The 14,896-nt window shown below is 71.1% G+C and carries 15 protein-coding genes and 1 riboswitch; of the genes, 7 read left to right on the top strand and 8 right to left on the bottom strand.

The window, feature by feature from the left end; all coding sequences use genetic code 11:
- Positions 1-14: 14 nt before the first annotated feature.
- On the bottom strand, positions 15-1,376 hold the full coding sequence (locus ACFQS1_RS01395) for a cytochrome ubiquinol oxidase subunit I (RefSeq protein WP_378964003.1): 1,362 nt from the start codon (positions 1,374-1,376) through the stop codon (positions 15-17).
- A gap of 76 nt (positions 1,377-1,452) precedes the next feature.
- Here ACFQS1_RS01395 and ACFQS1_RS01390 point away from each other — a divergent pair, with 76 nt between their 5' ends.
- From ACFQS1_RS01390 to ACFQS1_RS01380, 3 genes are all read left to right on the top strand, one after another.
- On the top strand, positions 1,453-1,800 hold the full coding sequence (locus ACFQS1_RS01390; protein WP_378964002.1) for a BlaI/MecI/CopY family transcriptional regulator: 348 nt from the start codon (positions 1,453-1,455) through the stop codon (positions 1,798-1,800).
- A 46-nt stretch (positions 1,801-1,846) separates the two neighbouring features.
- Positions 1,847-2,749 carry a M56 family metallopeptidase gene (locus tag ACFQS1_RS01385; RefSeq protein WP_378964001.1) on the top strand — a complete coding sequence of 301 codons (903 nt, stop codon included), beginning with the start codon at positions 1,847-1,849 and terminating at the stop codon, positions 2,747-2,749.
- Between the two features lie 122 nt (positions 2,750-2,871).
- Positions 2,872-3,008, top strand: a riboswitch (cyclic di-AMP (ydaO/yuaA leader).
- A gap of 16 nt (positions 3,009-3,024) precedes the next feature.
- Complete coding sequence (locus tag ACFQS1_RS01380) at positions 3,025-4,017, top strand: C40 family peptidase (RefSeq protein ID WP_378964000.1); 993 nt, start codon at positions 3,025-3,027, stop codon at positions 4,015-4,017.
- Positions 4,018-4,169: 152 nt separating this feature from the next.
- Here ACFQS1_RS01380 and ACFQS1_RS01375 read toward each other — a convergent pair whose 3' ends face one another.
- Complete coding sequence (locus tag ACFQS1_RS01375; RefSeq protein ID WP_378963998.1) at positions 4,170-4,619, bottom strand: MarR family winged helix-turn-helix transcriptional regulator; 450 nt, start codon at positions 4,617-4,619, stop codon at positions 4,170-4,172.
- 53 nt (positions 4,620-4,672) lie between these two features.
- Here ACFQS1_RS01375 and ACFQS1_RS01370 point away from each other — a divergent pair, with 53 nt between their 5' ends.
- From ACFQS1_RS01370 to ACFQS1_RS01360, 3 genes are read left to right on the top strand one after another with little or no spacing between them, the layout of a single operon-like run.
- Positions 4,673-5,746 (top strand): epoxide hydrolase family protein, encoded by a 1,074-nt coding sequence (locus ACFQS1_RS01370; protein WP_378963997.1) that lies wholly within the window; start codon positions 4,673-4,675, stop codon positions 5,744-5,746.
- Positions 5,747-5,790: 44 nt separating this feature from the next.
- The gene (locus ACFQS1_RS01365) at positions 5,791-7,101 is read left to right on the top strand and encodes an AAA family ATPase (RefSeq protein WP_378963996.1); all 1,311 of its coding nucleotides are present in this window, start codon (positions 5,791-5,793) and stop codon (positions 7,099-7,101) included.
- Positions 7,102-7,120: 19 nt separating this feature from the next.
- A complete protein-coding gene (locus ACFQS1_RS01360) occupies positions 7,121-8,254 on the top strand; it encodes a tetratricopeptide repeat protein (protein ID WP_378963994.1) in 1,134 nt (377 codons plus the stop codon).
- A 150-nt stretch (positions 8,255-8,404) separates the two neighbouring features.
- Here the strand turns inward: ACFQS1_RS01360 and ACFQS1_RS01355 are convergent, their stop codons facing one another.
- Positions 8,405-8,797 carry an SCO5389 family protein gene (locus tag ACFQS1_RS01355; RefSeq protein ID WP_378963993.1) on the bottom strand — a complete coding sequence of 131 codons (393 nt, stop codon included), beginning with the start codon at positions 8,795-8,797 and terminating at the stop codon, positions 8,405-8,407.
- Between the two features lie 91 nt (positions 8,798-8,888).
- Here ACFQS1_RS01355 and ACFQS1_RS01350 point away from each other — a divergent pair, with 91 nt between their 5' ends.
- Positions 8,889-9,506 carry a tyrosine-protein phosphatase gene (locus tag ACFQS1_RS01350; protein WP_378963992.1) on the top strand — a complete coding sequence of 206 codons (618 nt, stop codon included), beginning with the start codon at positions 8,889-8,891 and terminating at the stop codon, positions 9,504-9,506.
- A gap of 63 nt (positions 9,507-9,569) precedes the next feature.
- Here the strand turns inward: ACFQS1_RS01350 and nicT are convergent, their stop codons facing one another.
- The 5 genes from nicT to ACFQS1_RS01325 all read right to left on the bottom strand — a co-directional run bounded on the left by nicT (position 9,570) and on the right by ACFQS1_RS01325 (position 14,876).
- Positions 9,570-10,682, bottom strand: coding sequence for a Nickel transporter NicT (gene nicT, locus ACFQS1_RS01345; RefSeq protein ID WP_465263192.1), 1,113 nt, complete (start codon positions 10,680-10,682; stop codon positions 9,570-9,572).
- A gap of 129 nt (positions 10,683-10,811) precedes the next feature.
- Positions 10,812-11,762: a GntR family transcriptional regulator gene (locus ACFQS1_RS01340; protein ID WP_378963990.1), complete on the bottom strand. Its 951-nt coding sequence runs from the start codon at positions 11,760-11,762 to the stop codon at positions 10,812-10,814.
- Positions 11,731-12,528, bottom strand: a complete 798-nt coding sequence (trpA, locus tag ACFQS1_RS01335) for a tryptophan synthase subunit alpha (RefSeq protein ID WP_378963989.1) — start codon at positions 12,526-12,528, stop codon at positions 11,731-11,733. The genes ACFQS1_RS01340 and trpA overlap by 32 nt, the downstream gene beginning before the upstream one ends.
- Entirely contained in the window at positions 12,525-13,679 is a 1,155-nt protein-coding gene (gene trpB, locus ACFQS1_RS01330) for a tryptophan synthase subunit beta (RefSeq protein ID WP_378963988.1), read from the bottom strand. Before trpB ends, trpA begins: the two co-directional genes overlap by 4 nt.
- A 78-nt stretch (positions 13,680-13,757) precedes the next feature.
- Positions 13,758-14,876 (bottom strand): LolA family protein, encoded by a 1,119-nt coding sequence (locus tag ACFQS1_RS01325; protein ID WP_378963987.1) that lies wholly within the window; start codon positions 14,874-14,876, stop codon positions 13,758-13,760.
- Between the last annotated feature and the right edge of the window lie 20 nt (positions 14,877-14,896).

Genomic DNA, 14,896 nt, shown 5'->3' with positions numbered 1-14,896 from the left:
ACCAACCAAATCCCTCAGTAGACGGGAGCGAGCTCGGGCGACGTCTCGGCAGCCTCGGAAACATGCAGGGGCTGCCGGGCCAGATGGCGGATCAGGCGGAACCAGACGATGGCGACGATCCCGTAGATCACCGTGAAGCCGGCCAGCGAGGCGAGGACCTCGGCGCTGGTCAGGCCGGGGGAAATGCCGTCGGCAACTTTCGTGAGGCCGAACGCGATCCACGGCTGCCGGGCCGTCTCGGTGAAGATCCAGCCGAGCGTGTTGGCCGCCGCCGGCAGCAGTGGGATCAACGGCAACCATCGGGTCAGCCAGCGGGGAGCGGCCCGGTTCTTTCGCGTACGCCAGAGGTAGAGCGCCCCGACGGCCGCGGCCAGCATGCCGGCGCCGATCATCAGGCGGAAGCTCCAGAACGCCACCGGGATCATCGGCACGTAGCTGCCCGGACCGTACTGGGCCGCGTACTGCGCCTGCAGGTCGTCGATGCCCTGGACGGTCGCGCCCGGCGAGCCCTTGGCGAGGATCGACAGCAGCCATGGGATGTCGAGCGAGAACGACGGCAGCGGCGAGCCGATCGTGAAGATCGAGAACGGCGCGCCCTTGGTGGTCTCGTACAGGGCCTCGGCGGCGGCCATCTTCATCGGCTGCACCTCGGTGATCACCTTGCCCAGGTGGTCGCCGGTCAGCGCGGTCGCGGCCCCGCCGGCCAGCATCACCCAGGCGCCCAGCCGGGCGAGCGTCCGGTGCGCCGGCTCGGCCGCCATCCGCCACACCGCGATCGCCAGCAGCAGCGCGCCCCCGATCATCGCCGCCCCGGCCAGGGTGTGCGGGAAGGCGGCCAGGTTCACCTTGTTCGTCAGCAGCTCGGCGAACGACGTCAGGCGCGCACGTCCAGTGACCGGATCCATCTCGTACGCGATCGGGTTCTGCATGAAGCTGTTGCCGGCCAGGATGATGAACGCCGACAGAATCGTGCCCAGCGAGACGACCACGATCGTGGCCGCGTGCGCGAGGCGGGGCAGCCGCTCCCAGCCGAAATACCAGAGCGCCAGGAAAGTTGCCTCCAGGAAGAACGCGAGCATTCCCTCGATGGCCAGCGTGGGCCCGAAGACGTCGCCGTAGAACTTCGCGAAGGCGCTCCAGCCCATGCCGAACTGGAACTCCTGCACGAGGCCGGTCACCACGCCGACCGCGAAGGTGACGATGAGAAGTTTTCCGACGAATTTCGTGAGGTCGCGGAACTTCTCGTTCTTCGTGCGCAGCCAGGTGATCTCGAGGCCGGCCGCGATCGCCGCCAGGCTGATCGACAGCGGCACGAAGAAGTAGTGGTAGATCGTCACGACCGCGAACTGCAGGCGCGTCAGGTCCAGCACGTCCACTGAGTTCCCCCCTCTACGACGGCTCGTAGTAGATACTACGTCGTGTAGTACGACGCCGTGCAGTAGAGTGGGACACATGGCACTTGGGGACCTGGAACGCGAGGTCATGACGGTTCTGTGGGACGCCGCGGAACCGCTCACCGTGCGGCAGGTGCACGAGTCGCTGAGCCGCGACCGCGACCTCGCCTACACGACCGTGATGACCGTGCTCGACCGGCTGGCCAAGAAATCGGTCGTCGTGCAGCAGAAAGCCGACCGGGCTTACCGGTACGTCCCGGCGCAGTCGCGTGAGGAGATGACCGCGGCCGTCATGCTCGACGCGCTCAGCGCCACCCCCGACAAGGACGCCGCCCTCGCGTATTTCGTCGGGCAACTTTCGCCGGCGGCGTTGCAGGCCGCCATCGAAGCCGCCCGGAAGGGATGATGGCTCGCCGTTCGTGGCCGGGGCGGCGAGCGGGCCGGTGGGGCGGATGACCGCGCTGCTGCTCGGCGCGCTCGGCCTGACCCTGTCGCTGATCGTGCCCGGCCCGCTGGCGCGGGCCCGCTGGCCCGACCGGGCGCCCGCCGCCGCCGTGCTGCTGTGGCAGGCCGTCACCCTGGCCGCCGTGCTCTCCGCCCTCGGCGTCGTGCTCGCCGCGCCCGAGGAGCTGACCCGCGCCGCCGGCTCCGGCAAACCGGTCACCGCCGCCGCGCTGATCGGCGCCCTCGCCGTCGCCGCCGTCATCGTGCTGCGGCTGCTGGTCTCGCTGTGGGGCGTCTCGCGCCGCTCGCGTGCCCGCCGCGCGAAGCATCGGCTGCTCGTCGACCTGCTCGACCGGGCCGAGCAGCGCCAGGAACTGGACGCCGGAAACGTTCGGGTCCTCGCCGGAAACTTGCCGCTGGCGTATTGCGTGCCCGGCCGCGAGACCCGCGTGGTGCTCAGCGACGGCGCGCTGCGCCTGCTCGACCGCGATCAGGTCGACGCCGTCCTCGCCCACGAGCAGACCCACCTGCGCCACCGGCACGAGGTGGTGATGGAGTCGTTCACGGCCTTCTATCGCGCCGTGCCCCGCCCCCTGCGCAGCCGGGCGCCGCTGGACGCCGTCCATGTGCTCCTGGAGATGGTGGCCGACGACGCCGCCAGAAAGCGCACCGGCGCGGCGCCGCTGCGCGGCGCCCTCGAACGCCTGACCGACGCCGTCCCCCTGGCGGAGGAAGTCGTGCCCGAACGGGACTCGCAACGGCGCCGGCTGGACCGCCTGGCGGCCTCGCAACCGCCGTCGCGGGCGCTCACCGCGGTCGCGGCGCTCGCCGCGCTTGCCCTGCTGGTGCTACCCACCGTGATCCTGGTGGTCCCGTGGCTCGACCGCGCGCTGGACGCCTGGCCGCTCTGACCACGCTCGGTAGCGAAAGCCGTGCAGGAAGTTTCCCCGCCGTGGCAACTTCAGTTACCGACATGATCGAGGGTACGGTGGTCGGCGGTCCGGCAGCCCCCCATCGTCCATCCGGCCGATCTGACGGATCACCGCCTAATCGCCGCACGCGGCGAACCGGGGACCCAGGTAGTCGGGGTGAAGCCGCAGTCCCCCTGCGGCCGGGCGCGCTTCCCGCCCGAACCCGTCAGCTAACCCGGTCGGCGGCCAGACGGAAGAAGGGATGACGCACCTACGTGAAACGGATTGGGGCGCGCCGCGCCGCAGTTCTGCGCAGTCTCGTCTGCGCCGCCGCCGCGGTCGGGATCGTTCTCACCGGCCCGTCCGTAGCGCACGCAGCACCCGACCCGGCCACCGTCGAGGCCGAGATCGACAAGCAGTGGAACCAACTCGAGCCGGTCATCGAGCAGTACAACGACGTGCACGGAAAACTGCTCAAGAACCAGGCTCAGCTGAAGAACCTCACCAAGCAGCTCACTCCGCTCCAGGTGCAGGTGGACGTCGCCCTTTCCCAGGTTCGTGGCCTGGCCGTCGACGCGTACAAGCAGGGCGCGCCGAACGCGTTCAACGCCATGATCATGAGTGGGTCGCCCACCGGGCTGACCGACAAGCTGACCTATCTCGATCAGCTTGCCCGGCACCAGCAGGACCAGATCGCCGGTGTCGCGAAACTTCGCGACAAGTACGCCGGCATGAAGTCCGACCTGGACGTGCTGACCAAGTCCATCGCGGCCCGCGATGCCGACCTGGCCAAGCAGAAGGCCGCGATCCAGAAGAAGATCGACAGCCTGCAGAAGCTGCGGATCCAGGCGTACGGCGCCTCCGGCGAGGCCGACGGGCCGTACAAGACCGGACCGTGCCCTGTCACCTACACCAACGACAAGGGCGGCCGTGCGGCGCAGCGGGCCTGCGACCTCATCGGCAAGCCCTACGTCTTCGGTGCCGACGGACCGGGCAGCTACGACTGCTCGGGCCTGACGAAGGCGGCGTGGGCCAGCGTGGGTGTGCACCTCGAGCACTACACGAGGGACCAGTGGAACGAGGGAAGGTCCGTGTCCCGGAGCAATCTCCAGCCCGGTGACCTGGTCTTCTACTACCCGGGAAGCCTCCATCACGTCGCCATCTACATCGGCGGCGGCATGGTGGTGCACGCGCCGCACACGGGCGACCATGTGCGGATGGCGACGATCGACCGGGGTCCGATCGCCGGCTACCGGCGACCGGGCTGAGGTCCGATCGCCGGCGAGCGGCGACCGGGCAGAGGTTCTTCATGACTGTGCCGGCGGGGTTCTGAACCCTGCCGGCATTGTTGTCTCCACACTCGACACGGAAAGTTGCCTCGGCCTCAGCACGTCGCGAGGCCGCAAACCAGCCGCGCGGCTCATTCCATCGGCGGGGGAGACTCCCGAGCCCGGTGGTGCCGGTAGAGCTTTCCCAGCAGCGTCGTCAGCTGCTCGCGCTCCGCGTCGTCGAGCGGCTCGAACACCTCGTCCTGGATCGCGCTGACCTGGCGCGCCAGCTGCTCGGCGCGCTCGCGGCCCCGATCGGTGATCGTGATGATGTTGCGGCGGCGGTCGCCGGGGTTGGGCACCCGCTGGACGAAACCGCCGGCCTCCAGCTCGTTCAGCGCCTTGACCATGTCGCTGAGGTGGATGCCGACGCGCCGGCCGAGATCGGCCTGGCTGGCCGGGCCGCCGGTGGCCAGCGAGGAGAGCACCCGGTAGTGGTAGCCGCGCGCGCCGACATCGGCGAACCGGGCGCTGACCATGCGTCCCGCGTACCCGGCCGTCTGGGTCAGCAGCCAACTCGGCAGGTGCTCCACATGGTCCACGTGATCACCCTAACATTTGTCGTTCTAACGTTAGTCGGACTAACGTTAGCCATATGAACGAATACCGCATTCACGTTGCGCAGGCCGACCTCGACGACCTTCACGACCGGCTCGCCCGCACCCGCTGGCCCGACGAGCTGCCCGGCGCGGGCTGGGACTACGGCATCCCGCTCGACCGGGTGCGGCAACTTGCCGACTCGTGGCGCAAACTCGACTGGCGTGCCCACGAGGCGCGGCTCAACGCGTACCCGCAGTTCACGACCACCATCGACGGCGAGAACATCTGGTTCCTGCACATCCGCTCGGCGTCGCCGGACGCGATCCCGCTGATCCTCACCCACGGATGGCCCGGCTCGGTGGTCGAGTTCCTCGACCTGATCCCGCTGCTCACGGCGCGTTTCCACCTGGTGATCCCGGCGATACCGGGGTTCGGTTTCTCCGGGCCCACCCACTCGCGCGGGTGGGGCCAGCAGCGGGTCGCGCAGGCTTGGGCGACCCTCATGGCCCAACTCGGGTACGAGCGATACGGCGCCCAGGGCGGGGACTGGGGTTCCGGCATCTCGCGTCTCGTGGCCGCCGCCGACACCGAGCACGTGATCGGCGTGCACATCAACTTCATGCCGACCGCCGGCGACTACGACGGGAAACTCTCCCCGCTCGATGCCGAACGGCTGGCGAAAACCCGGAAACTGGCCGCGAATCGGCATCCACATCAGGTGCTCTTCGCGGCGGCGCCGCAGACCATCGCGTACGCGTTGAACGACTCCCCGGTCGGACAGCTCGCGTTCCTCGCGGAGAAATTTTCGCAGTGGGCCGACCCGGCCCATGCGATCTCGGACGAGGTTGTCGTCACGGACGTCATGCACTACTGGATCACTCGCACCGCCGGGTCGTCGTCGCGGCTGGTGAAGGAGAGCGGCCTCGGCGGCGGCCCGGTCCCGTGCCCGGTCCCGATCGGCATCGCGGTCCTGCCCCAGGACATCGTCCAGCCGGTACGCCCCCTGGTGGACCTGCGCCACGACGTGCGGCAGTGGACCGAGTTCCCGTCCGGCGGGCACTTCGCCGCCCTGGAGGTGCCCGAGCTGCTGGCGGCCGACATCACGTCGTTCTTCCACGAGGCCCTCTGACCGGGCCGCGATCTTGTCGGGGGGCGCGGGCATAATTTGCTGTCATGAGCGACTCGCCCCTCATCGACAGCTTGAGCGCGGCCGTCGAGGCTCGGCCCGACGACCTCACGCTCCGGCTCCACCTGGCCGAGCTGCTGGTGGGGGCGGGCCGCGGCGCCGAGGCGATCGGCCACGCGGCGCAGGTGCTGGCCCGCGAGCCGGGCAACGAGACCGCCCAGCGGCTGATGTCGACGGCGCTGGGCGGCCCGGCGGCGGCCGCACCCGCGCCGCAGGCCGGCGCTCCCGGGTCACCGCAAGGGGGCGCTTCCGGGCCTCCGCCGCAAGCGGGCGGCCCCGTGCCCGCGCAACCGGCCACGCCGAGGGGCGACGACACCGTCGACTGGGCGGCCATGGAGCAGGAGCTGGGCGACATCGTGCCGCCCCGGTTCGCCAAGGCCGACGACGAGCCCGACCCCGTCCAGGGCCACGCCGACCGCACCTTCGACGTCGAGCGCTCCACCATCACGCTCGCCGACGTCGGTGGCATGCAGGAGGTCAAGAAGCGCCTCGAGGTCTCCTTCCTCGGGCCGCTGCGCAATCCCAAGCTGCGCAGCCTGTTCGGCAAGAGCCTGCGCGGCGGCCTGCTGCTCTACGGCCCGCCCGGCTGCGGCAAGACTTTCCTGGCCCGGGCCGTCGCCGGCGAGATGGGCGCCGCGTTCATCTCGCTGTCCATCACCGACGTGCTCAACATGTGGGTCGGCAGCTCCGAGCGCAACCTGCACGACCTGTTCCAGTCGGCCCGCGGGCACGCGCCGTGCGTGCTGTTCCTCGACGAGATCGACGCCCTTGGCCACAAGCGCAGCCAGCTCAACTCGTCGTCCATGCGCACGGTGGTCAACCAGCTGCTCACCGAGCTCGACGGCGTCGACGGCAACAACGACGGCGTCTTCGTGCTGGCGGCGACGAACGCCCCGTGGGACATCGACTCCGCGTTGCGGCGGCCCGGCCGGCTCGACCGTACGCTGCTGGTGTTGCCTCCCGACAAGGCCGCACGCGCCGCGATCCTGGAGTATCACCTGCGCGACCGCCCGGTCGCGGGCATCGACCTCGGCAAGGTCGCGGATGCGACCGAGCACTACTCGGGCGCCGATCTCGCGCACGTCTGCGAGACCGCCGCCGAGTTCGCGATGCGCGACTCGATCGCCACCGGCGAGATCCGCATGATCGCCCAGCACGACATGCTGTCCGCCGCGCGCGAGGTGCGCCCGTCGACCGACGCGTGGTTCTCCACCGCCCGCAACGTCGCGATGTTCGCCAACGAGTCGGGGGAGTACGACGACCTCGCGGCGTACCTGAAAAAGCGCAAGCTCCGATGATCGCGCAAGCTCGGCCGAGATGAGCGATTCCTACCGGCGGGCCCACCACCTCGCGCAGGCCGGGCGCTATGCGGAAGCCGAGCGGATCGTCCGTGCCGGGCTCGCCGAGGAGCCGGGCGACGGCCGGTTGCTCACCCTGCTCGCGTGGGTGCTGCGGATGCGCCGCGAGTATCCGGCCGCCCTCGCCGCGGCCGATTCCGCCGTCGCCGCGTCCCCGCACGACGCCGATGCGCACGCCGAGCGCGCGGAGAACCTCATTCTGCTGATCCGCTCGAAGGACGCCGCCGACGCCGCCCGGGAGGCAGTCCGCCTCGATCAGCTCAGCGCTCCCGCCCACCTCGTGCTGGCCCGGGCCCTCGCCGCCGCCCACGACCTGGCGGGTGCCCGCGCCGCCGCCGCGCGCGGCCTGAGCCTCGACCCGGATTCGGCCGAGGGCCTGCTCACGGTGGCCGAGGTCGAGCGGGACGCCGGCAACCGCGAGGCCGCGACGGCCGCCGCGCGGTCCGCGCTCGCCATCGAGCCGGAGAGCTCGTACGGCCGCTGGATGATCGCCATGCTCGACGCCGAGCGGCTGCACGTGCGCCGCTCGATGCGCGGCCTGCGGGACGCCGCCCGGATCAGCCCGGCCCGTCCCGACCTGATCTCGATGACCTGGCCGATCCGCGGCGTGCTCAGCGGCCTGCGCCGGGGCCTGTTCGCCGGCGCGGTTCTGGTCGGCGCCCTTCTGCTGGTGGGCCACTGGTGGTGGCCGGTCGCCGCGACCTTCGCCCGCCTCGTTTCCGGCGTGCTGGCCGCCGTGCTGACCGGTTTCGGCGCGCGGGTGCTGCTGCCCGCCGGCTGGCTGCCGTGGCGGTGCCTGCCGTTGCTGCCCCCGCTGATGCGCCGCCCCACGTACGCCGCCTTCCCGGTGCTGGCCCTCGCGGTCGCCCTGCTCGTCGTGCACGCCTCGACCGGCTGGTGGCCGGCGGCCGTGCTCGCCCTCGCCATGGCGCCGGTGCTGTGGGCGCTCAGCCTGGTCGAGATGCTCGGCGCCGGCCTCGACGACCCGGGCATCCGGCACGCGCTGCGCAGCCTCGCCGGGGAGTTCCGCGACTGGTGGGTCACCACCAAGCGCGACCTGCGGGACGCCTGGAAAGACGACCCGAAGAGCTGAGGATCGTGGCCTTTGCTCGCCGCCGCTGTCGCTGCGCGGCGCGGCGCGGCGCGGCGTAGCGGACCCGCGGATTGCCGGAAAGTTTCGCCCGCAACGGGAAACGTCCGCCGCCCGGTCGGTCCGGTTCCGGCCGGGCGGCGGACGGCCCGGTCAGCAGTTGCGCAGCTCGGGGGACTGGTTGAGCAGCTGGCCGCGCGGCGACACGAACGCCCGGTAGCGGTCGCCGCCGACCGCGCCGAAGGAGAACGCGGCGACGCGGTGGCAGTTCTGGAACGCGAGTTTCGCGCCGAAGTGCCGCTCGAGGCCGCCGCGGATCGAGTCGCTGGCCAGGGCGCGCAGCAGCTGGCCGCGCTCCAGCTCGGTGGGCGGCGGGATCTCGTGGTCGGCGAAGTCGCCGCCGCCGGAGCGTAGGTCGGTCATCACCTTGCTGACGACCTCCCACGCGTACGGCAGGGAGTCGCGCACGCAGGCGACGAACTCCTCGTCGGCGACGGGTCCCCGCTCGGCGGCGGCGAGCAGGGCGGGCGAGACGTTGAGTGACATTGGTTTCCTTTCCATCAGGATGCCTGCGACCATCTTGTTGGAAACGATTCCCATTAGCAAGCACGGATCACCCGTTCGGTACGCTGCTGTCATGACGGACGTCGACTGGCCGGAGTGCCGCAATGCCCGTGACCTCGGGGGACTGCCCACCATGGACGGATCGGTCACCGGCAAGGGCGTCCTGTACCGGACGGAAAGCCTGTGCCTGCTGACCGAGGCGGGCGTGGCGGCGGTGCGCAAGGCCGGCATCGCACGCATCATCGACCTGCGCTGGCAGCGGGAGCTCGACGCGGAGCCCGGACCGTTCGCCGGCGACCCGATCTACCGCCACGTGCCGATGCTCGAGGACGTCCTGTCCTACGAGGTGCGCCACGAGACGTACGGCCCGATGCTCGACTTCAACCGCGAGCGGATCGCGGCGGCCTTCGTCGCGCTGGCCACCGCGCCGCCCGACGGCGGCGTGATCGTGCATTGCCAGGGCGGCCGGGACCGCACGGGCGTGCTCGTGGCGCTGGCCCTCGCGGTGGCCGGCGTGCCCGCCGAGGAGATCGCGGCCGACTACGGCCTTTCCCCCGAGCGGCCGCCGATCGCGATGGCCAACACGCTGGACCACCTCGAATCGCGCTACGGCGGCGCGGCCGGCTATCTGCGCGAGATCGGCGTGACCGCGGCGGAGATCGAGGCGGTCAGGGCGCGGCTGAGGTCCTGACCGGCAGGCGGCGTCGCGGTGTCACCGGGCGGCTGAGGTGATGACTGGCAGGCGGTGTCGCGGTCAAGGGGTGGCCGAGGTCGCGGCCGGGGCCGCCTCGCGCGTCTCCCATTTCTGCTCGATGCGGCCGTAACGCCACACCAGCAGCGCCACCGCCCAGGTGAACACGAACAGCCCGACGATCACGAAACCGACGTAGTTCAGGTCGAGCCCGCCGATCGCGGCCAGCGGCCCGGTCGTGATGCTCAGCTTGTCGGTCACGATCGAGACCAGCTCGATGGTGCCGATGATGAGCGCGACCGCGACCGAGAGCCCGGTGATGGTGAGGTTGTAGTAGACCTTGCGGACCGGTTTCGCGAAAGCCCAGCCGTACGCGAAGTTCATGAAGCAGCCGTCGACGGTGTCGAGCAGGCTCATCCCGGCCGCGAACAGCACCGGCAGCGTGAGGATCGCGTACCAGGGCAGCGCGAAAGCCGCGGCGCCGCCGGCCAGCACGAGCAGCGAAATTTCCGTCGCGGTGTCGAAGCCCAGGCCGAAGAGAAGGCCGATCGGATACATCTGCCACGGCTTGGTGACCGCCCCGGTGGTGCGGGACAGGATGCGGTTGAGGAAACCCCGGTTGTTCAGGTGTTCCTCGAGCTGCGCCTCGTCGAACGAGCCCGCGCGCATCCGGCGGAAAACTTTCCAGATGCCGACCAGCAGCACCAGGTTGATGATGCCGATGACGTAGAGGAAGACGCCGGAGACGCTGACCCCGATCACACCGGTGATCCGCTGCAGGGCCGAGGACTCGCTCTCCACCTGGCCGGCCAGCGACTTGACGCCCAGGCCGAGCAGCAGGCAGAGGAAGAAGACCACGCTGGAATGGCCGAGCGAGAACCAGAAACCCACCGACAGCGGGCGCTTCTCGTTCGCCATCAACTTTCGCGTGGTGTTGTCGATCGCCGCGATGTGGTCGGCGTCGAAGGCGTGCCGCATGCCCAGCGTGTAGGCGGTGACGCCGAGCCCGACGCCGTACACGCCGGCCGCGCCGACCTGGTAGTGCGCCGGCACGATCACGAAGAACAGCAGGCCCCAGCCGACGACGTGCAGCAGCAGGATGAACGCGCTCATCCCGCCGAGGCTCGCCCACCCCTTCGGCCCGACGGCAGCGCGTACGCGCCCGCGGGCCGACACCGAGTTCGCCACGATCAACCTCCCACGCGTCAGTCTTGCTGTTGCCATAGTTTTGCAACAGCTGGCCGCGAGGAAAAGTGGTCGGCCTCACGCCGCGAGTCATTCGGCGCGTCGGCCGCGGCGGATGGGTCAGGTCTGCCGGCTCCATTGCATGGACAGCCCGGTGACCGCCCGCTCGGTGCGAATTTCCAGAATATTTCCGAGGATGGTGGCCCGGTCGAACACCAGCGCGCGATCGTCGAGCCCGAAAGTGACGCGGTCCGACACGAACGCCGGCGTCCCCTCCGGGTGCCCGAGCAGATCCGCGGTCACCGCGTCGAGCACCCCCGGCCGCACCACCTCCGAGGCCCGGTGCACGACGATGCCGCGGTCGGCCAGCGCCGCATAGAGCGAGGTCCCACTGAGATCGACGTCAGCAAGATCAATCCCGGCGATCCATGACAATTGATGTACGGCGGGGCGCCCGGCCAGCAGGCGCAGTCGTTCCAGGCGCACCACCCGGTCGGCGTCCCCGCCGAGCCGCGCCGCGACCCAGGACGGCGGCCGGCGCACCGCCTGCCCGAGGATCTGCGTGCTCACCGTCTGGCCCTGGGCCCGCAGGTCCTCGGCGAACCCGCGCAGCGAGTCGAGCCGGTAGGCGGCGCGCGGCTCGGCCACGAAAGTTCCCCGCCCCGGTTGCTGCGAGACGAGCCCGTCGTCCTCGAGCTGCCGCAGCGCCTGCCGCAGCGTCGCGAGCGTCACCCCGAAGGCGGCGCTGAGCTCCTTCTGCGGCGGCAGCGCCGATCCGGGCGCCAGCTCCCCGCCCCGGATCCTCGCCGCGAGCTCGGCGGCGATGGCCTGATATTTAGGGGTACGCGGCGCGGTCAGCGCATCCTCCCGGCGAGAAGGTCCGGCACGCGGGAACGATCGCCCCGCGTGCCAGACCCTAACCGAGCACGTCCGCGCCGTCTGCAACCCGCCACGCCCGTGCCCTCGGCGGCCGGCCGCCCCCGTGCCGTCGGCCACCCGCCACCACGGGCCGTCGGCGCCGCCGGCCCGGACGTCGACGTCAATCCAGCGCGGCCCGCAGGGCAGCGACATCCGCGCGCAGGTCATCCGGGCCGGCGCCGTCGAGCACCCGGCGCATCAGCGCCGACGCCACCACCACCCCGTCCGCGCGCCCGGCGGCCGCCGCGGCCTGCTCCGGGCTCGACACCCCGAAACCGATCAGCACCGGCAGGTCGGTGACCGCCTTGACCCGATCGGCCAGCCGGGCGGCCGCGGCGTCGAGCTCGGAACGCTCGCCCGTGGTGCCCATCAGGCTGACCGCGTACACGAAACCGCGGCTGCGGGCCGCGATCTCGGCCAGCCGGTCGTCCGGCGTGACCGGCGCGACCAGCAGGATCAGCGTCACCCCCGCCTCGGCCGCGGCCCGCTCCACCGGGGCCGCCTCGTCGACCGGCAGGTCGGGAACGATCAGCCCGGTCACGCCGGCCGCGGCCAGCCGCCGGCAGAACGCCGCCGGTCCGGACCGGAAGACCAGATTGGCGTACGTCATCGCGACCAGCGGCACGCCGACCTTTGTTTCCGACAGGTCGGCGAGGATCGACTCGACGGTGACGCCGCGGGCCAGCGCCCGGTCGGAGGCCTGCTGGATGGTCACCCCGTCGAGCATCGGATCCGAGAACGGCAAGCCGATCTCGATGGCATCCGCCCCGGCGGCGGCGTAGGCCCGGACGTAATCCGTCCAGTCCGCGGTGATTCCGCCGGTCACATAGGGCACCAGCGCTTTCCGGCGGCCGAGCCCGCCCAGCAGGCCGAGCCCGCCCAGCGGACCGGGCGCGCTCGCGGAGGCGTACGAAATCATGCCGCGACTCCCTCGCTCAGCGCGACCATGTCCTTGTCTCCCCGCCCGGAAAGCGTCAGCAACACCGACGACCCGGCGGGAAGGTCTGCCGTGCCGGCCGCCCGCAGCACCCACGCCACCGCGTGCGCCGACTCGAGCGCGCAGATGATGCCCTCGCTGCGCGCGAGCCGTCGCAGCGCCGCCACCACCTCGTCGTCGGTCACCGTGCGGTACTCCGCGCGGCCGATCTCGCCCAGGTACGCGTGCTCCGGCCCGACGCCGGGGTAGTCGAGCCCGGCCGCGATCGACGACGCCTCCGCGACCTGCCCGTCCGCGTCCTGCAGCACCATCGAGCGCGCGCCGTGCACCACCCCGGGCGATCCCGAGGTCATCGCCGCGCCGCCGGCCGCCTCGACGCCGATCAGCCGTGCCGAAGTTTCCACGAAACCCGCGAAAGTTCCCGCCGCGTTGGAGCCGCCGCCGACGCAGGCCACCACGACGTCGGGCGTGGCGGGGACCTGCTCGCGGGCCTCCGCGCCGATCACGCTCTGCAACGATCGGACCATCCACGGGTACGGGTGCGGGCCGCCGACCGAGCCGAGCAGGAAATGGGCGTTGTCCACGTCGGACACCCAGGCGCGCATCGCCTCGTTGGTGGCGTCCTTGAGGGTCCGGCTGCCGCTGGTCACCGGCACGACCGTGGCGCCGAGCATCTCCATCCGGAAGACGTTGAGGCGCTGCCGCTCGATGTCGCGCGTACCCATGAAAATTGTCGCGGAAAGCCCGAGCAGCGCGGCCGCCGTCGCCGTGGCCACCCCGTGCTGGCCGGCGCCGGTCTCCGCGATCAGGCGGGTGCGTCCCATGCGGCGGGCCAGCAGCGCCTGCCCGAGCACATTGTTGATCTTGTGGCTGCCGGTGTGGGCGAGATCCTCGCGCTTGAGCCACAGCGAGATGCCCAGTTGCGCGGAAAGATTCGTGGCCGGCGTCAGGGGAGTGGGCCGTCCGGCATACACCGCGAGCAACGAGTCCAGCTCGTCGCGGAAAGTCTTGTCGGCCCACGCCGCGGCGAAGGCCTCGGCGAGCCCGGCGCACGCCGGGACCAGGGACTCCGGAACGTACCGGCCGCCGAAGGCGCCGAACCGGCCGTGGACCGGCTCCGCCATGAGGGTCATCGCAACCTCCAACAGTTATAGAACTCTCCGCCACAGTGTCGCACGATGTGGCGGAGAGTTCTAGAACTATTTGAGCGGTTACTTGGCGGCGGCCTCGTACAGCTTCTCCGGGGTCACCGCGCCCGCGAACACCCGGCCGTCGTCGGTGACCAGCACCGTGAACAGCGGCCCGGCGAACTGGTGCCCGCTGCCCCACGACCCGCTCACCGCCGGCAGCATGTCGACGATGCCGGCGAGCTGCTGAGCCTCGGCGCCCGCGGACTTGTCCGCCGCGGCCGGCTTCGGCAGCTTGGCCTCGACGATCGACGTCCAGCCCTCGCCGATGATCCTCGGCTGCTCGGCCTCGCGCGCCTTGGCCGCCTTCTCGGCCTCGGCCCGGTGCTCCGCGGCGAGCCCCTCGGCGCTGCCCTCGGTCACCTTGGTGCCCGGCGGCGGGTTGAACTTGAACTGCGCCGCGTCCGGCACCGCGAAGCTGATCTGCTGGAACGCCACCCGCACGGCCGGCTTGGTCGCGTTCTTCGCGTACACGTCGACACGCAGCGGGATGTGGTGCTCGGCGTCGATCGCCAGGCGGACCTGCCCGATCAGCGACGCCGTGTCCTTGGGACTGAGCACCAGCTCGTACGCGTCACGACCGGCCACCTTGGCCGCGCCCGTGGTCGTCACCGTGGTGGTCGGGTCGATCGCGGCCAGGGCCGCGTCGGCCGCCTCCTGCGGCGTCTTCGGAACCTCGGCCATCGGGTGCCTCTCGGCGGCCCCGGCCGGCAACTTCAGGTGATTGGCGCGCTGGTCGGCGCTGCTCCACAGCCAGACGTCGTCGCCGTTGCGGATGACGTCCGTCTCGCCCTGGGTGCCGACCAGCGCGAGGCGCATCTTCTCCTCGCCGGCGTACCAGACGCGGGCCGTGTTGCTGCCCCCGAGGACGCTGGCCAGGTCGCCGCCGCCGGACTTGGCGTTGCCGGCCAGCGAGGCGATCGCCGGCAGGCCGAGCTCGGCGCTCTCGACGATGGTGCCGGACAAGCCGTCGACCTTGGCGGTCTGGACGTCGACAAGCAACTCGGCCGCACTGCGATCCGGCAGCGAAGGGTCCGCGCTCGCGACGATCGTGCCGGCCGCGGCGCCACCCCCGATGACGATGACCGCGGCGGCGGAGGGCACTAGCCAGCGAAGCGCCGGCCTGGACCTGAACACGGACACGATGTCCACCTCCCGTTCTC

Source organism: Paractinoplanes rhizophilus (assembly GCF_042664765.1).
Taxonomy (GTDB): Bacteria; Actinomycetota; Actinomycetes; order Mycobacteriales; family Micromonosporaceae; genus Actinoplanes; species Actinoplanes rhizophilus.
The sequence above is the reverse complement of the archived record's forward strand: the minus strand, read 5'-3'. Positions and strand labels throughout refer to the sequence as shown.

Bases quoted from the DNA above. Each gene is read 5' to 3' on its own strand.
- ACFQS1_RS01365 (WP_378963996.1), top strand. From the start codon at position 5,791: ATGAGCGACTCGCCCCTCATCGACAGCTTGAGCGCGGCCGTCGAGGCT.
- ACFQS1_RS01350 (WP_378963992.1), top strand. From the start codon at position 8,889: ATGACGGACGTCGACTGGCCGGAGTGCCGCAATGCCCGTGACCTCGGG.
- trpB (WP_378963988.1), bottom strand. From the start codon at position 13,679: ATGACCCTCATGGCGGAGCCGGTCCACGGCCGGTTCGGCGCCTTCGGC.
- ACFQS1_RS01385 (WP_378964001.1), top strand. From the start codon at position 1,847: ATGACCGCGCTGCTGCTCGGCGCGCTCGGCCTGACCCTGTCGCTGATC.
- ACFQS1_RS01360 (WP_378963994.1), top strand. From the start codon at position 7,121: ATGAGCGATTCCTACCGGCGGGCCCACCACCTCGCGCAGGCCGGGCGC.
- ACFQS1_RS01340 (WP_378963990.1), bottom strand. From the start codon at position 11,762: ATGTCGCTGCCCTGCGGGCCGCGCTGGATTGACGTCGACGTCCGGGCC.
- trpA (WP_378963989.1), bottom strand. From the start codon at position 12,528: ATGATTTCGTACGCCTCCGCGAGCGCGCCCGGTCCGCTGGGCGGGCTC.
- ACFQS1_RS01370 (WP_378963997.1), top strand. From the start codon at position 4,673: ATGAACGAATACCGCATTCACGTTGCGCAGGCCGACCTCGACGACCTT.
- ACFQS1_RS01390 (WP_378964002.1), top strand. From the start codon at position 1,453: ATGGCACTTGGGGACCTGGAACGCGAGGTCATGACGGTTCTGTGGGAC.
- ACFQS1_RS01355 (WP_378963993.1), bottom strand. From the start codon at position 8,797: ATGTCACTCAACGTCTCGCCCGCCCTGCTCGCCGCCGCCGAGCGGGGA.